We start from the raw sequence: 15207 nt of genomic DNA, 5'->3' as shown, positions 1-15207 counted from the left end.
CGGCACCGGCGACAAGGCCACCCCGTCTCGGCCCGGACCGCGACCCACGACCGCCGATTCCGAGTCCTCGTGATCGCCTTCGTCGCCCACGCCGCCGCCACCAGCACCATGGTGGTCCACCTCGTCGGCTACCTCACCAGCCGCGGCCACCCCGCGACCTTCGCCGCGACCGTCACCGGCCTGCTCGGCGTCCTCTCCGTCACCGGCCGCATCGTCTTCACCGCAGCCCGACGACTGGCCCCGATGACCACCATCGTCGCCGCGATCTTCGCCGTCCAGGCCGTCGCCGCCGCCTGCCTGCCCACCCTCGCCGGCAACCGCGGCGGCGCTGTCATCGCCGTCGTGGCGTTCGGGCTCGGCTTCGGCGTGTCCAGCCTCGCCGCCCCCGCACTGCTCGCCGACCGCTACGGCACCATGGCGTACGCCAGCATCGCCGGCGTCCTCGCCGTGCCCGTCACCATCTCCCGAGCCCCCGCACCGCTGGCCGCCGCCGCGCTACTTCGTGACCGGCCACCACTGGCTGCTCATCGCGGTGGCGCTCTGCTGCGCCGTCGCCGCCACGGGCATGCTCCTGCGGGCCGCACCGCTGTCCGGCAGCCACGACCGCTGATCGACGAGCACCCGATGGGGCGCGTCCCGCCGTGTCGGTCGCGGCGGCGAGGTCACGGCGCGGTGGTGCCGCGGCCCGCTCGGGCGGCTGCTGGTGGCTCGACCCAGGACAGTGGTGCCGGCGGTGGAGCCGTGGGTCAGGCGCGGGGCGCTGCCGGCTCGACCGAGAGCAGCGCGGCGAGCTGGCGCAGAATCTGCGGCCGGGCCCGGTAGTAGACCCACGTACCCCGCCGCTCGGCGTCCACCAGACCCGCCTCGCGCAACGTCTTGAGATGATGCGAGATCGTCGGCCCGGACAGGTCGAACGCCGGCGTCAGGTCGCACACGCACGCCTCCCCGTCCTCGGCGGAGGCGATCATCGACATCAGCTGCAGCCGAACCGGGTCACCCAGGGCCTTGAACGCCGGCGCGAGCACCGAAGCGGTCCCGGCCGGGACCCGGCGCTGCGCCAGGGGCGGGCAGCACGGCGTGTCGGCGTTCAGGTCGATGACGGCGAGCGACGCGGGTTGCTTCGACATACCTCTAGGTTGACATCTCTCTAATCAGCGTGCAAGTCTTTGATTCGAAGGACGTCAAGACAGGCGTCCGGAGGGCAGGGGACCACCATGTTCAGCTCCATCCGCCGCCCACGGGCACCGCTGGCCGCCGTCCGGTTCTGTGACTCCTGCGCCCGGGTGTCCACGTCCGCCGAACGCGCCGAACGCCGCTACGAGACCGCCCGCACCACCGTTTACCCGCTGATCAGCCCGCGCTGAGGAAGGCCCTGACATGAGCGACGACACCACGCCCACCGGCGGCTTCGCCGGAGACCCCGCCGCGGCCCTCCGGGTCACCGGGTCGGGCGCCTGCTGCGGCAGCCCCGCCCAGGCCGTCGGCGGGCTCCTCCCGTCCGTCGGCGGAACCGACGCCGCCGACCCGTGCTGCGGCACCCGGCAGGCCGCCCAGGCGGCCACCTCGTGCTGCGGCACCCAGGCCGAGACCGACGCCGTCGCCACCGGGCAGGGGTGCTGCGGATGACCGCCCCCGCCGACCTGCTCGATCTGCTCGGCCAGGTCGACCCCGCCCGGATGACTGCTACCGTCGTCACCCTCGCCGGCGACCCCATGGCCGGCCGGCGCGTCGGCTCATCCGGCGGCGCGGCAGCCCGCGCATGGCTCGTCGAGCAGTTCACCGCCCTCGGCGCCGACGTGCGCACCGAGGGTTTCCGGTCCGCGCCGTGCCGCAGGTGTACGAGGCGCCAGCAGTCACCTGGGGTGACCGCGACGGCTCAACCCCGCTGGTCTTCGGTCGCCAGGTCGCGATCCACCCCGCCTCCGCCGACACCAGCCACCCGCGCCGGGGCGCTCTCGGTATCGCGCACACCGACGAACCGGCCGGGCGATGGCTCGTCGTGCCGGCCGGGATGAGCCTGTTCGACGCCTACCGCGACACGCAAGGCGCGGCCGGGCTGCTGGTTCGCCGCCCGGTCGACGCCGACGGCTGGCAGTTCACCATGCTCGCCGGGCCGGACCCAGGGCCGCTGCCGGTGCTGACCCTCAGCCCCGACACCCACCACGCCGTCCTCAGCGCCGCCGCCAGAGGCGGAGGTTGGCTGGACGCCGCGACCCCACTGCGTCGTGAGGACGTCACCGGCACCAACATCCACGGTGAGTTCCGGCCAGCCGATCCCGGCGGCACCGAGCTACTGCTGACCGCCCACTACGACGGCGTCGGCGACCATCCCGGCCTGCGTCTGCCCGCCGCGGCGGACAACGCCACCGGCGTGGCCGTGGTCCTCGAGGCCGCCCGCGTCCTCGCGCCCGCGCTCCCCAGCGGCGTGGGGTTGTCCGTCGCCCTGCTCGACGGTGAGGAGGTCGGCGCGCTCGGCTCCGCCCACCACGCCACCCAACTCCGCGCTGCGGGTGCCGCGCCCCTGGTCATCAACGTCGACGGAGCCGGTCACCTCGACGCGGCTGCCGCCGTCGAGGCCGGCGGCCCCGCGCACCGCCTGTTAGCCCTGCTCGATCAGGCCGGCCGCCACACCGGGGTGCCACTGGCAGCCGGCCCTGTCGCCTCCGACAACCGCCGCTACGGCGGCGCCGGCTTCGCAGCCGTGGGCATCGGCGCCGGGATGGGCGGCTACCACAGTCCCGCCGACACCCCCGACAAGGTCGACCCCACCACCCTGGCCGCGACAGCCCGCCTGGTCGTCGCCACCGTCCACCTCGCCGCGACGGCACCCGCCATCCGCTCGGCTCCGCGGTCCGGGCGTGCAACAGCATGAGGGTGAGCAGCCCCGCCACCTCGGGGTGGTCGATCGCGGCCGCGGGCTGCCGGGTGAGCCGGACGGCCGCCGCGGCGAGGTCGACGTCGCCGGAAGCTGAGCCCGGCTGAGCCGCCCCACGGTGTCCGGATCCCGGCGTCGCGCTCGTCACCACCGTCGGTGTACCGCTGCCTTGCGGCCGGTCACCAGGCTGGCCGGCGGGACGTCATCGGCCACGACCGCGCCAGCGGCGACCACGGCATCACGCCCGATGGTGACGCCGGGAAGGATCGTGGCACCGGCGCCGATCCATACGTTCTCCGCCACGTCGATGGGCGCGCCGCTCAGCCACTCCCGTCGCTCCCCGGGATCGACGGGGTGACCCACGGTGATGAACGTGGTCCCAGGTCCGACCATCACGCGCTCGCCGAGCCGGATGCCGGCGTAGTCCAGGAAGGTGCAGTTCTGATTGATGAACACGCGCTCCGCGAGGTCCAGGTGGAGGCCGTGGTCCGTGTAGAAGGGCGGATAGATCGTGACTCTCGCCGGCAGTGGCCTGCCGAGGATCTGCTCGAACAGTTCCGCCTTGCCCGCTTCGTCGTCGAAGGGCAGGACGTTCAGGCGGGTGGTGAGCGCGGTGACCCGCAGGACCCTGTCGGCCATGGCCTGGAACTCGGCGCTGTGGATGCGCATGAGAGGGTCGCTGGGCATGCCACGGTCCTTTCTGGTGTACCGCGGTGACTGGTTGAGACCCGCTGGGCGTCGGTGGCGGCCGTTACCGGCCGCCGGTCGAGTCAGCTCTGTCGGCGTCAGGACCTGCGAGAGCCTGCGATGTCGCTGTCGCCGCGCCGTGGCGTCGTTGCCCAGGACGGGTGCCAGACCGGCTCGGGGAGCCTTGGCAGGCTTTCGAGGTGCGCGATGATCCCGCGGAGTCCCGGATGTGGGTTCGTCCTGGGGAGGACGAGCGAGAGCGGGTAGGCGAGGGTCGGGTTCACGATGGGGATGCGGCGCAGGTCGTAGTTCGTGGGCCACAGGTACCGGTCGCGCGCCCCGACGAGGGTGGCCACGTCCGCGGATTCCGCGAGAGCGCCCAGGAGCACCTCGTCTCCGAAGTGCGGGCCTGCCGCGTCGAGGCGTAGGTCGAATTCGGTGGCGAGCTGGTCGTAGAAGTCCGCCCATTCGCTTCGGGGTGCGATACCCGGCACCCAGATCCGGTGCTTACGCAGCTGCGGGGGCGTCAGTCTCCGCGCGGAGGCGAGCGGATGTCCCGGGCCGACGAGAAGTTCCAGCGGGGAGTCGAACGCGTGGATCATGCGCACGTCGGGCGGCAGTGCGCCCGGGGCGGTGACGGTACGGAACGAGGCGTCGATGTCGCCCGCCTCGACGGCGGCGACCGCCACGCGCGGGTCGTTGACCCGCAGGGTCACCACGTCGAGGCTGATTTCGGGATGCGACCGCCAGTAGTCGTGCAGAACGACGGCCTGCGCGCTCCGCAGGCCGAGAACGTCGATCCGAAGGGCGCGGAAACCCGGCCTGACCGCGGTGACGGCGCGGTCGACCCCCGCGACGATGCTCCGCGCGTGGGGAAGAAACGCCTGGCCGTCGAGCGTCAGCTCGACTCCCCGGGCGGTACGTGTGAACAGACGGACCTCCAGCTCGCGTTCCAGGGCGGCGACCCGCTTGGAGACCGCCTGCTGCGTCACGCCCAGCTCGTCGGCCGCGTGTCGCAGCTGTCCGAGTTCGGCCGCCCGGACGAAGGTTCGCAGTGCCTCGCTGTCCACCGGCCCACCCTAGGCGTGCACAACCGATGGTTGTGGCGCGCCGTGGACCGGTTGTTGGATCGGGCTCCGGCGCGGCTGATGTGCGTCGAGCGTCCGAACCGTCGGTTGTCGGCAGGGGCCGTGTGCGCGTGAGATCGGGACCGGCCTCGCGGGTGGGGCGGCCCGGCGGGGACGCCGATGACGTCCCCGCCGGTGGTGACAACCTCTCGCTGGGTCGAAGGTCCACGGTGGGGCCTGTGGGAACCGGGTGGGCGGGTGGCCCCGATGGTGCGGGCGACCCGCCCGACGGGACCGGTTCGTGCGGCGGACCGTCAGGCGTGGCTGGCGGAGCGCCGGGTGCGGAGGAAGACGATGGCGATGAGTACGCCGAGCAGGACGAGGGCGGCGTTGGCGGCGATGGCGACGGTGATGCCGTGCAGGATCGCCCCGGCGGAGACGGCTCCGGCGGTGGTGGCGGTGACGATCGTGGACATGATCGGGGTCCCCATGGTGATACCGACCTGCTGGGACATCGAGGCCAGGCCGGTGGCCAGGCCCTGCTCGTGGTCGGGCAGTCCGGTGGTGGCGGTGACCATGAAGCCGACGATGACCAACATGTTTCCGACGCCGCCGAGGAAGGTGGCGGGTAGCAGCAGCCCCATCGAGGCGGACGTGTCGCCGAGGAGGAGCAGGACGGCGGTGAAGACGGCCTGCATCAGCCCGCCGCCGACCAGGACGGTCCGGGTGGAGGTGCGGGCGATCGCCTTCGGGGCGAGCATCCCGCCTGCCACGGTGCCCAGGCCCAGGACGCCGAAGGAGATCCCGGCGGCCAGCGCGGAGAAGCCGAGGGTCTTCTGCAGGTAGACGGTGAGCAGGTAGACCAGGGAGGTCTCGGTGACGAAGGCGAGCATGCCGAGCACGTTGCCCCAGGCCACGGTGGGCTTCTTCAGCACGTGCACGGGGACGAGGGGCTGGGCGGACCCGCGCTCGATGAAATAGAAGACGACCAGTAGGACCGCGCCGACGAGCAGCCCGGTGAGGGCGACGGGGTGGGTCCAGCCGTGCTCGCCGGCCTGGGTGAGGCCGTACACGATGCCGAGCAGGCCGAGGGTGACGGTCAGGGCGCCGGGCAGGTCGACCTTCGGCCGCTCGGCGGGACGCGACTCGGCGATGACGGCGGGGGCGACCAGCAGGACGGCGAGAGCGACGGGCACGTTGATGAAGAACGCCCAGCGCCAGGAGAGCAGATCGGTGAGGACGCCGCCGAGGACGGCGCCCGCGGTGAACCCGGCTGACATCAACGCCCCGTTGAGGCCGAGCGCCTTCTGCCGCAGCGGGCCTTCGGGGAAGGACGTGGTGAGCAGGGCAAGGCCGGCGGGTGTCGCGGCGGCGGTGGCCAGGCCCTGGACGACGCGGGCGATGATCAGGGTCTCCGGGTTGGGGGCGAGGCCGCCGACGAGGGACGCCAGGGCCAGCAGGCCGAGGCTGCCGAGGAAGATCCGCTTGCGGCCGACGAGGTCGCCGATGCGGCCGAAGAAGAGGGTGAACCCGGCGGCGCACAGGGCGAAGGCGGTGGCGATCCACTGCAGGTTCGTCAGGGAGAAACCGAGGTCGTCGCCGATCTTCGGCAGGGCGACGTTCAGGATCGAGAAGTCGACGGCGAGCATGAACTGGGCGACCAGCAGCACCCCGAGGACCACCTTGAGGCGGCCGGTCAGCCGCTGCGGGGAGACGCCGGCAGCGGGAGCCGCGACGGTGCCCCCGGGCGCGAGACTGGTGGTGGACATGACAACACTTCCTTCCGGGTCAGCCGACGCGAGCCGACAGCAGTCGTTGCGCGGGCGGCACGGGTGACGCGGGGACAACCCGCGCACCTAAACGGTTCCTTAGTTCCGTTACGATGGGGAACCGTAGCACCGCGAACCGACTTAAGGGAACCACAGTTCCGATACGGGTCCCTGTGAGTGAGGAGACACCCGATGGCCACCGCACCCCAGCCGGGCAGCGTCCGCCCCGGCGGACGTACCGCCCGCGTCCGCGAAGCCGTCCTGCAAGCCGCCGGCGACACCCTCGCCGAGAAAGGGTTCGACACCCTGGACCTCGCCGAGATCGCCCGTACCGCGGGCGTGGGGAAGACCACCGTCTACCGCCGCTGGGGCACCCCCGGCGCACTCGCCGCCGATCTCCTCGACCACATGGCCGAAGAGTCCCTGCCCCGCGCCCGAACCGGCAGCGTGGACAAGGATCTGCAGGAGAACGCCCGTCTGGTCGTCAAGACCCTGACCGACTCCCGCCAGGGGCGACTCTTCAAGGCCCTGATCGCCGCCTCGCTCTGCGACGAGCAGGCGGCCCGAGCGCTACACCGCTTCTACGCCGTACGCATCGACGAATGGGCCGGCTGCGTCACCGACGCCGTGGAACGCGGCGAACTGCCCCCCGGGACCGACCCCCGGCGCGTGATCGCCAACGTCTCCGCACCCCTGTACTACGCCCTGCTCAACACCGGGGAAGCGTTGGACGACGAGGCGGCGGACCGCGCCGCGGCCACGGCTCTGGCCGCCGCGCGCGCCGGCGTGGGGTGATCACCCGGGCGGACCTGCGGGCCCACGGGGATCCTCCGGAACCGGCGACGCGCCCGTGCCGCGACGGGCCCGGCAGGAGCGACGTCGGGTGCTCGCCGAGCCCGCGCGACTCGCCGAGGTACCCGACGGCCTGCCCCGGACCACCGGGGACGCGCACCAGGGGCGGGCCGGTACCGACCCCCGACATGCCAGCTCCGTGGCGCACCAGGAGTGGAGGCGTCGCCTCCGGCGCGGGTCTGCCACGGACCCGCGCCAGGGCGGGGCGGTCGGGCAGCAGCAGCGGTGCGACCCCGGCCCGCGGATGGGCCGGGACGATGCACCGCCGCTGCTCGCCCTTCGCACATCCGGGCAGAACGACCCTGCGCCGGATGGCATCCGATTCGACCGTCAGCAGCTCCCGCCGGACTTGCGGTAGCGCTCGACCTCCGACCACACCGAGGACATTCCGGCGAGACAGCGGTCGAACACCCGGGCGTGCTCCAGGTAGGCGGCGCGGTCGGGCCCGGGGTGCACGCAGAGGTCGTCCTCGTCGTTGACGGTCCACGGCGGCACGTCGTGGCCCAGCGCGCCGGGCAGCAGGGAGGCGACCCCCCGGGCGCCGAGTTCGCTGGTGAGCTGCCGCCGGACCGGGCGGCCGAGCACGTCGGCGAAGATCTGCGCCCACACCGTCGAGCGCGCGCCCCCGCCGGCCAGCCGCCAGGGCCGGTCACCGACGTCCGCGCCGCTGGCCAGCACCCGGTCGATCTGCACCCGGTGGTACTGCGCGACGCCCTCGATGACCGCCCGGGTGAGGTGGCCCCGACGGTGGTTGCTGGAGATGCCGAGGAAGGTGCCGGACGCCGACGGATGCTCGGGCGAGCCGTTGACGAAGGGCAGGAACAGCAGGCCGTCGGCGCCGGGCGGCACCGCCGCGGCCTCCTGCAGCAGTTCCGCCGCGGCGAGGCCGCCGGTCTGCTGGTGGGGCACCCCGGCACAGGCGAGCCATTCGAGGTTGGCGGCCGACGTGGGCGCCACCTCCATGGCCAGCATGGTGGCCGGGTCGGGCATGAACGCGCTGAGCGTGACCTCCGGGGCGGGGGTGCGCGCGGGCACCACCACGCCGTTGATCGCCCAGGTGCCGACGATGATCGTCCCGTCCCCGAGTTCCCGTCCCCCGGCGCCGAGGGTGGCGGCCACGCAGTCCATGCACCCGGCGATGACCGGCAGGCCCTCGGGCAGCCCCGTGCGGGCCGCCGTCGTCGCGCTGAGTCCGGCGACCACCTCGCCGGACCGGCGTGGCGGCGGGAACCGGTCCAGGTCGGCGGCGGGCAGGCCGACCAGTTCCAGCGCCGTCGGCGTGTACGCGCGGGTGTCGAGCCCGACCATGCCGAACGCGCTGGCGTCGCTGTAGTCCGCGCTGGCCACGCCGGTCAACTGGGCGGTGACCCAGTCCTTGCAGGACAGCACCCACCGGGTGGCGGCGTACGTCGCCGGTTCGGCGTCCCGCAGCCAGCGCAGCAGGACGGCGGGCTGGGCGGCCCACGGGATCGAGCCGGTCTCCCGGGCCAGCCGGCGGGCCCCCTCGGGCGGGATCGCCTGGACGATGTGCTGCGCCCGGCTGTCCGACGAGGCGATGGCCGGCCCGATGGGGCGCAGGGACGCGTCGACCGGGTAGATGCCGTTGCCGTGCGCGGCGACGCCGATGCCCGCCGGGGCGTACCCCTCGGCGGCCAGCTTGCCGCCGACCTCCGCCAGCAGCGACAGCACCGTGTCCGCCAGTCTGGTCATGTCGACGTCGTGGCGGTGGGCGGTGACGCTGGTGCGTGGCGTGCGAGCGACGACGACGGCCAGTTCGTTGCCGACGACGTCGAAGGCGGCCACCTTGGTGGCGGTCAGACCGACGTCGACCCCGAGGTAGCAGGTGTGCGGAATCGTCACGACGTCCTCCTGTCGCTCGTTCCGGTCGCCGGGACGAGGTTCAGCCCGCGCGGGCGGAAGCGCCGCAGCTCCGCCCGGTAGGCGGCCACCTCGGCGTCGGCCCGTCCGGTGTCCCAGCCGAGGTGCCGTACGGCGACGTCCGCGCAGGTCACGGCCGCCGACGCCGCCATGTCCGGGCCGAGGCCGACCAGCGTACGGCGCAGCAGCACGTCGGCCAAGGTCACCGCCCGTTCCTCGCGGAAGGCCAGGACGACCTCGGCGGCGACCGCTCCGGTCCGCTCGTCGACGACCTCGGCCAGTGCCGGGTCGGCCACGGCCAGTTCGAGCACCCGGCGGGCCCGGACGCCGTAGATGTCCAGCAGCCGGGCGGACTGCGCCGGCGTGAACGGCGTGGCCGAACGCGCGAAGTCCGCGCGGAAGGCGTACCAGTCCGGTGTGTCGGCGCCGGGCAGCGGCCGGGTCCGGGTGGTGCACCGCTGCCGCGGCCGGCCGAGCACCTTCAGCGCCTCGTCGGTGGCGTCCTCGGCCAGGGCGCGGTGGGTGGTCAGCTTGCCGCCGATGATCGTGAGCAGCCCCTCGTACGCGGGCGCGTGGTTGAGCACCGTGTGCCCGCGACTGATCTTGGCATTGTCCGACACGCCGGCCGTGTAGGGCAGCGGGCGGATTCCGGCGACGCTGTACAACACGTCGTCCGGGGTGAGGCCGGCCTGGGGGAACAGCCGGTTGGCCTCGGCGAGCAGGTAGTCGATCTCGGCGTCGCTGGCGACGACCTCGTCCAGGTCGCCCTCGTACGTCAGGTCGGTGCTGCCGAGGACGTACCGGCCCGCCCACGGAAAGACGAAGATCGGTCGCCGGTCGGCGGCGGCCTCGAAGAAGATGCAGGTGTCCGGGGCGCCCGGGAACGGGTCGATGATGATGTGGCTGCCCTTGGTGCCGCCGTTGAGGCGCCCGCTCTCGACCTGGCCGTCGAGGATCCGGTCGATCCACGGCCCGGCCGCGTTGATCGTGACGCGGCCCCGGATCTCCCCCGCACGCCCCGACTGGTTGTCGCGGGTCCGGACCCCGTGCACCCGCCCGTTCGTCACGAGCAGACCGGTCACCGTCGTGTAGGTCAGTACCCGGGCGCCCAGCCGCTCCGCGTCGATCAGCAGTTCCACGCAGAGCCGCTCGGCCCACGGCACCTGGGCGTCGTTGAAGAGCACCCCGCCGCGCAACCCCTTGCGGGACAGGTGGGGCCAGCGTCGGCCGATCGCCCGGGCGGACAGGCCCCGGCTGCGTCCGCGCCCGCGGCCCGCGGCCAGGACGTCGAACGCGGCCAGGCCGAGGCGGATCAGCGGTCCCGGCCGGCTGTCGCCGGCGTAGAACGGGATGAGCATGGGGTAGTCGTGCACCAGGTGCGGGGCGGTGCGGAACAGCAGGTGCCGTTCCCGGATCGACTCGTGCACCAGGGTGAAGTCGTAGCGCTCGAGGTACTTCAGGCCCCCGTGGATGAGCCGGCTGGAGGTGGCGGTGGTGCCGGCGCCGACGTCACCGCGGTCGACCACGACGACGCTCAGGCCCCGGCTGGCGGCGTCCCGGGCGATGGCGAGGCCGTTGATGCCGGCGCCGACGATCACGAGGTCGACGATGTCATCAGCGCCGCTCTGTGGGTGTGACATGAGGAGCTCCCGGAAGTGAGGGGTGCGGGCCGGGTTGCGGACCCGCACCCCTGGCGATGATCAGGACGCGGAAGAGGCCGACCGGAAGAGCTCGTAGGCGTCCGCGGGCTTGGCGTCGTCGTGCACCACGGCGCGGACCGCGGCCAGCATCGCGGCCGGGTACTCGCTCTGGAAGATGTTGCGGCCCATGTCGACGCCCGCGGCGCCCTCCTGCATGGCGCGGTACGCCATGGTCAGCGCGTCGAGCTCGGGCAGCTTCTTGCCGCCGGCCACGATGATCGGCACCGGGCAACTGGCGGTCACCGTCTCGAAGCCCTCGTTGACGTAGTACGTCTTGACGATGTGGGCGCCCATCTCCGCGCTGATCCGGGTGGCGAGCCGGAAGTAGCGCGCGTCGCGGACCATGTCCTTGCCCACGGCGGTCACGCCCAGCACCGCGATCCCGTGCCGCTGCCCGGCGTCCACCAGGGCGGCCAGGTTCGCCACCGACCGGGACTCGTGCTCGCCGCCGATGAACACCTGGATCGCCAGCGCCGCGGCGTTGAGCCGGACCGCGTCCTCGATGTCCAGCGCGATGTGCTCGTCCGAGAGGTCCCGCAGCACGCTGGGCCCGCCACTGGCCCGCAGCACGATGCCGGCGGTGCTGTGCGACGGGATGCTGGTGCGCAGGGCGCCGCGGGTCATCATGATCGCGTCGGCGTCCGGCACGAGCGGGGCGATGTTGGTGTCGAGCCGCTCCAGGCCGGCCATCGGCCCGAGGAAGTAGCCGTGGTCGAAGGCCAGCATCACCGTACGGCCGTTGTCGGGTCGGAAGATCCGGGACAGTCGGTTCTGCAGGCCCCAGTCCTGGGCGTGGGCGCCCTTGACGTGGAAGCCCGTGGCCGTCGAGGCGGTCCCGCCGAAGTCGCGGGCGTCGAGCAGACCGTCGGTGTCAGCCATGTGTGTTCTCTCCTGTGCTAGTTCCAGTGGCGGTCGCGGCCGCGGGTCGCAGCCGTCGACGGGGTCGGGTGGTCCAGCCGGCGTTGCGGAGGGTTCCGCCGCCGGCGAGGAAGAGGACGAACAGCACCAGGCCGCCCTTGAGCAGGTTCTGCGCGGCGGTGCTCCAGCCCACGAGGTTGACGAGACCGTCGAGCAGGATGAAGAAGAGCGCGCTGCCCCAGATGCCGACCGGCACGGCCCGGCCGCCCGAGATGAGCGTGCCGCCGATGACCACGACGGCGACCGAGTCGAGCAGGTAGCGGGTGCCCAGATCGGGCGACGGCGCGATGTAGGCGGCGAGCAGCGCGCCCGCCAGTCCGGCCAGGGCGCCGCTGGCCAGGTAGGTGGTGGCGATGATCCGGGTGACGGGGATGCCGGCGCGTTCCGCGGCCCGCCGGCTCTGGCCGACCGCGAGCAACGAGCGACCGTACGTGGTGCGGCTGAGCAGGGCCACGACCAGCGCGGTCAGCGCGGCCACCGCGACGGCGAGCACGGGTACGCCGGCCGGGCGCAGGTTGAGCAGCTTGCGCAGCCCGTCGTCGGGCACCGCGGTGAAGCCGTCGGCCAGCGACAGGGTCAGCGACGAGGCGATCAGCCCGGCGGCCAGGGTGGCGATGATCGGCGGGACGGCCAGCCCGAGGATCGCCACCACGCTGACCACCGCGACGGCCAGCCCGGCGCCGATGCCGGCCAGGATCCCGACGGGCACCGATCCGGTCGACGCGGTGACCTGGACCGCGACGAAGCCGGCGAGGGAGATGATCGGCGCCACCGACACGTCGATGTTGCCCGGCCCGGCGGTGATCACCAGCATCTGGCCCAGGCCGACGATGACCAGGTACGGGGCCAGGGACAGCGCGAGCGAGACGGTCTGCCCGCTGCCCTGGTCCGAGATGGCCAGGATGGTGACCCAGACCAGCGCGGCGGCGACGAAGCCCCACATCCAGGGGCGGGCGAGCGTACGGAGGGTCATCGGAGCACCTTTCCGACCACGACGCGGCCGGCGAGCACGGCCAGCACGATCGCGCCCTGCACGGCCGACTGCATGTTCGACGGCACGTCGAGCAGGCTGAGGACGACACTGACCAGGCCGAGGGTGATGCCGCCGATGGCGACGCCCCACGGCACGGCGGTGCCGCCGGCGAAGGACCCGCCGCCGAGGATCACCGCGGCGACCGTGATCAGCGTGTAGCTGCTGGCGGACGAGACGTCGCCGCCGCCGGTCTGCGAGGCGAGCACCAGCCCGGAGAGCACGCCGAGCGCCCCGGCCACGGCGTACGCGACGACCCGCGCGGCCAGCGGTCGCAGGCCGGCCCGTTGCAGCGCGACCGGGTTGCTGCCCAACGCGCGGACCCGCACCCCGACGGAGCTGCGGGCGGACAGCAGCCAGACCACCGCCGCGACGACGAGGATCGGCAGCAGCGGGGCGGGGATGCCGGCCGGTTGCCAGGAGCCGAACGTCGCCAGCCACTGCGGCGTGCTGCCGCCCGGCGTGGGCAGGACGAACATGCCCAGTCCCAGCCAGACGAACGAGGCGCCGAGGGTGGCGATCAGCGAGGGCACCCGGCGCAGGTGGATCAGCGCGCCGAGCACCGCGTAGGCCGCCACGAGGCCGAGCAGCATCAGCGCGCCGGTGCCGGGGGAGGAGACCAGCCTGGTGGCGGTGACGACGGTGACCAGGCCGACGAAGTTGCCGATGCCGAGGTCGATGTCGCCCACGGCCATGAGCACCATCTGGGCCTGGGCCGCGATGACCAGCGGCACGGCGGCCGAGAGGACCAGCGTGAGACCGGGGACGGTCAACACGTCGGACTGCAGCGACGCGCAGACCGCGATCATGGCGACCATGGCGACCGCGCTGACCATGGCGGGTCCGGTGCGGCGCAGCAGGGCCCGCGACGGCACCGCCGTCGCGACGAGATTCGTCATCGCTGTGCTCCTGTGGACTCGGATTCGGCGAAGGAGACGGCGATGATCCGTTCCTCGGAGATCTCCGCGCCGGTCAACTCGGCGACGACCCGGCCGGCCCGCAGCACGTAGACCCGGTCGCAGTGCGCCATCTCGGCGTTCTCGCTCGAGTACCAGACCACGCTGCGGCCGTCCGCCGCCTCCTGCCGGATGAGCGTGTAGAGGTCGGTCTTCGTGTGCACGTCGACCCCGCGGAACGGGTCGTCGAGCAGGACCAGATCGGCCGTGGAGGCGAACGCCCGGGCCACGATGACCTTCTGCTGGTTGCCGCCGCTGAGCTCGGTCATGCCCGCGTCGGCGCCACCGCGGATGGCCAACCGGTCCACCCAGTCGCGGACCGCGGTCTCCTCCGCGCCGGCGCGGCGTACGCCGTACCGGGACAAGCCGCGCATGGCGGTGACGATCAGGTTCTCCGCCACGGACCACAGCGGCAGGACGCCCGAGCGCTGCCGGTCACCGGGCACGTACGCGCGGGTGCCCTCGACCGTGGTGTCCCGCCGGACGGGGCGCCAGAGCCGTTCGAGCACCTGCTGCTGACCCTGACCGGCGAGCCCGGCCAGCCCGACGACCTCGCCCCGGCCGACCGTGATCGACACGTCGTGCAGGCCGTGGCCGGTGGCGCCGCGTAGTTCGGCGACGACCGGCCGGTCGCCGGCCGGGCGGGCGGTGGCGGGCGCGGCGGCGGGCTCGGCCACCTCCGCGCCCATGAGGGCGAGTACGTCCTGCTCGCTGAGGCCGGCAGCGGGCCGCTCCGCGACGACCGCGCCGTCGCGCATCACCGCGACCCTGTCGGCCACGGAGAGCACCTCACGGATCCGGTGCGAGATGAGCAGGACGGCCGTGCCCCGGGCGGCGAGCCGCCGGACGTACGCGTAGAGCGAACGTGCGGCGTCCGGGCCGAGCGACTCGGTCGGCTCGTCCAGGATCAGCAGCTCGAGCCGGTCGACGAGGCTCGCCCGGGCGATCTCCACCATCTGCCGCTGGGCCAGCGACAGGTCCTCGACCCGGTCCCGCGGCCCCACCCCGTGCCCCGGGAACATCTCGTCCAGCCGGCGGGCGACGGCGATGCTGGCCGCCCGCCGCCAGCGCAGGCGGGGCAGGCAGTGTCGGGAGGAGACCCAGATGTTCTCCGCGACGGTGAGGTCCGGGCAGAGCGACGTTTCCTGGTAGGCCATGCGGACCGCACGGAACGGGCCGGCGCCCGGCGCGCCGCCGCGCGGCACCTCCTGGCCGCCCACGGTGACGGTGCCCTCGTCGCACGCTTCCAGGCCGGCGAGGACGCGCATCAGCGTGCTCTTGCCGGCGCCGTTGTGGCCGACGAGGCCGAGCACCTCACCGGCGCGGACGTCGAGGTCCACCCCGGTGAGGGCCCGGGTGCGCCCGTACGTCCTGGTCACCCGCCGCGCGGTGACGACCGGTGGCGCCGCGGACGGCTCCCGGCCGCCCTGCGGCGGGGCCGCGTGCGACCCCACCGGCAGGTTGTCGACGTGCAT

At 73.4% G+C, this 15207-nt stretch carries 15 protein-coding genes and 1 pseudogene; 5 read left to right on the top strand and 11 right to left on the bottom strand.

Translation table 11 applies throughout. The features are described 5' to 3' along the window. The first annotated feature begins 69 nt into the window (after positions 1-69). On the top strand, positions 70-822 hold the full coding sequence (locus ACGF7U_RS27060) for a hypothetical protein (protein WP_393111309.1): 753 nt from the start codon (positions 70-72) through the stop codon (positions 820-822). Here the strand turns inward: ACGF7U_RS27060 and ACGF7U_RS27055 are convergent. Continuing rightward, positions 747-1127, bottom strand: coding sequence for an ArsR/SmtB family transcription factor (locus ACGF7U_RS27055; protein WP_393111307.1), 381 nt, complete (start codon positions 1125-1127; stop codon positions 747-749). The two genes, ACGF7U_RS27060 and ACGF7U_RS27055, sit on opposite strands and share 76 nt — an antisense overlap. An 87-nt stretch (positions 1128-1214) precedes the next feature. On the opposite strand from ACGF7U_RS27055, the gene ACGF7U_RS27050 reads away from it, so the two are divergent. The 3 genes from ACGF7U_RS27050 to ACGF7U_RS27040 all read left to right on the top strand — a co-directional run bounded on the left by ACGF7U_RS27050 (position 1215) and on the right by ACGF7U_RS27040 (position 2872). Beyond that, positions 1215-1364, top strand: a complete 150-nt coding sequence (locus ACGF7U_RS27050) for a hypothetical protein (RefSeq protein WP_393111305.1) — start codon at positions 1215-1217, stop codon at positions 1362-1364. Positions 1365-1377: 13 nt separating this feature from the next. Then, positions 1378-1626, top strand: coding sequence for a hypothetical protein (locus tag ACGF7U_RS27045; RefSeq protein ID WP_393111303.1), 249 nt, complete (start codon positions 1378-1380; stop codon positions 1624-1626). Positions 1627-1759: 133 nt separating this feature from the next. Beyond that, entirely contained in the window at positions 1760-2872 is a 1113-nt protein-coding gene (locus ACGF7U_RS27040; protein ID WP_393111301.1) for a M28 family metallopeptidase, read from the top strand. On the opposite strand, the pseudogene ACGF7U_RS27035 reads toward ACGF7U_RS27040, so the two are convergent. The 4 genes and pseudogenes from ACGF7U_RS27035 to ACGF7U_RS27020 form a co-directional block, all read right to left on the bottom strand. Then, positions 2799-2966, bottom strand: a pseudogene (locus ACGF7U_RS27035) (RNA polymerase subunit sigma-24); the annotation flags it as partial. The gene ACGF7U_RS27040 and the pseudogene ACGF7U_RS27035 sit on opposite strands and share 74 nt — an antisense overlap. Before the next feature lie 53 nt (positions 2967-3019). Continuing rightward, positions 3020-3544, bottom strand: a complete 525-nt coding sequence (locus ACGF7U_RS27030; protein ID WP_393111299.1) for a DapH/DapD/GlmU-related protein — start codon at positions 3542-3544, stop codon at positions 3020-3022. A 116-nt stretch (positions 3545-3660) separates the two neighbouring features. After that, the gene (locus ACGF7U_RS27025) at positions 3661-4632 is read right to left on the bottom strand and encodes a LysR family transcriptional regulator (protein ID WP_393111298.1); all 972 of its coding nucleotides are present in this window, start codon (positions 4630-4632) and stop codon (positions 3661-3663) included. A gap of 311 nt (positions 4633-4943) precedes the next feature. After that, positions 4944-6398, bottom strand: a complete 1455-nt coding sequence (locus ACGF7U_RS27020) for an MFS transporter (protein ID WP_393111296.1) — start codon at positions 6396-6398, stop codon at positions 4944-4946. 192 nt (positions 6399-6590) lie between these two features. Between ACGF7U_RS27020 and ACGF7U_RS27015 the strand changes: the two genes are divergently transcribed. Then, complete coding sequence (locus ACGF7U_RS27015) at positions 6591-7193, top strand: TetR/AcrR family transcriptional regulator (protein ID WP_393111294.1); 603 nt, start codon at positions 6591-6593, stop codon at positions 7191-7193. Positions 7194-7580: 387 nt separating this feature from the next. Here the strand turns inward: ACGF7U_RS27015 and ACGF7U_RS27010 are convergent, their stop codons facing one another. The 6 genes from ACGF7U_RS27010 to ACGF7U_RS26985 are packed head-to-tail and all read right to left on the bottom strand — an operon-like array spanning position 7581 to position 15207. Next, on the bottom strand, positions 7581-9110 hold the full coding sequence (locus ACGF7U_RS27010) for an FGGY-family carbohydrate kinase (RefSeq protein WP_393111292.1): 1530 nt from the start codon (positions 9108-9110) through the stop codon (positions 7581-7583). Then, positions 9107-10768 carry a glycerol-3-phosphate dehydrogenase/oxidase gene (locus tag ACGF7U_RS27005; RefSeq protein WP_393111290.1) on the bottom strand — a complete coding sequence of 554 codons (1662 nt, stop codon included), beginning with the start codon at positions 10766-10768 and terminating at the stop codon, positions 9107-9109. The genes ACGF7U_RS27010 and ACGF7U_RS27005 overlap by 4 nt, the downstream gene beginning before the upstream one ends. 60 nt (positions 10769-10828) lie before the next feature. Then, a complete protein-coding gene (lsrF, locus tag ACGF7U_RS27000; protein ID WP_393111288.1) occupies positions 10829-11707 on the bottom strand; it encodes a 3-hydroxy-5-phosphonooxypentane-2,4-dione thiolase in 879 nt (292 codons plus the stop codon). Further along, positions 11700-12719, bottom strand: a complete 1020-nt coding sequence (locus ACGF7U_RS26995; RefSeq protein ID WP_393111286.1) for an ABC transporter permease — start codon at positions 12717-12719, stop codon at positions 11700-11702. Before ACGF7U_RS26995 ends, lsrF begins: the two co-directional genes overlap by 8 nt. Next, complete coding sequence (locus ACGF7U_RS26990; protein ID WP_393111284.1) at positions 12716-13675, bottom strand: ABC transporter permease; 960 nt, start codon at positions 13673-13675, stop codon at positions 12716-12718. Before ACGF7U_RS26990 ends, ACGF7U_RS26995 begins: the two co-directional genes overlap by 4 nt. Continuing rightward, a complete protein-coding gene (locus ACGF7U_RS26985; RefSeq protein WP_393111282.1) occupies positions 13672-15207 on the bottom strand; it encodes a sugar ABC transporter ATP-binding protein in 1536 nt (511 codons plus the stop codon). The genes ACGF7U_RS26990 and ACGF7U_RS26985 overlap by 4 nt, the downstream gene beginning before the upstream one ends.

The sequence above is a fragment of the Micromonospora sp. NPDC047670 genome (assembly GCF_043204915.1).
GTDB lineage: Bacteria > Actinomycetota > Actinomycetes > Mycobacteriales > Micromonosporaceae > Micromonospora.
The sequence above is the reverse complement of the archived record's forward strand: the minus strand, read 5'-3'. Positions and strand labels throughout refer to the sequence as shown.

Coding starts and splice junctions, on each gene's coding strand:
- ACGF7U_RS27055 (WP_393111307.1), bottom strand. CDS start 1,127: ATGTCGAAGCAACCCGCGTCGCTCGCCGTCATCGACCTGAACGCCGAC.
- ACGF7U_RS27050 (WP_393111305.1), top strand. CDS start 1,215: ATGTTCAGCTCCATCCGCCGCCCACGGGCACCGCTGGCCGCCGTCCGG.
- ACGF7U_RS27040 (WP_393111301.1), top strand. CDS start 1,760: ATGGCTCGTCGAGCAGTTCACCGCCCTCGGCGCCGACGTGCGCACCGA.
- ACGF7U_RS26985 (WP_393111282.1), bottom strand. CDS start 15,207: ATGCACGTCGACAACCTGCCGGTGGGGTCGCACGCGGCCCCGCCGCAG.
- ACGF7U_RS27015 (WP_393111294.1), top strand. CDS start 6,591: ATGGCCACCGCACCCCAGCCGGGCAGCGTCCGCCCCGGCGGACGTACC.
- ACGF7U_RS27030 (WP_393111299.1), bottom strand. CDS start 3,544: ATGCGCATCCACAGCGCCGAGTTCCAGGCCATGGCCGACAGGGTCCTG.
- ACGF7U_RS27020 (WP_393111296.1), bottom strand. CDS start 6,398: ATGTCCACCACCAGTCTCGCGCCCGGGGGCACCGTCGCGGCTCCCGCT.
- ACGF7U_RS27005 (WP_393111290.1), bottom strand. CDS start 10,768: ATGTCACACCCACAGAGCGGCGCTGATGACATCGTCGACCTCGTGATC.
- ACGF7U_RS26995 (WP_393111286.1), bottom strand. CDS start 12,719: ATGACCCTCCGTACGCTCGCCCGCCCCTGGATGTGGGGCTTCGTCGCC.
- ACGF7U_RS27045 (WP_393111303.1), top strand. CDS start 1,378: ATGAGCGACGACACCACGCCCACCGGCGGCTTCGCCGGAGACCCCGCC.
- ACGF7U_RS26990 (WP_393111284.1), bottom strand. CDS start 13,675: ATGACGAATCTCGTCGCGACGGCGGTGCCGTCGCGGGCCCTGCTGCGC.
- lsrF (WP_393111288.1), bottom strand. CDS start 11,707: ATGGCTGACACCGACGGTCTGCTCGACGCCCGCGACTTCGGCGGGACC.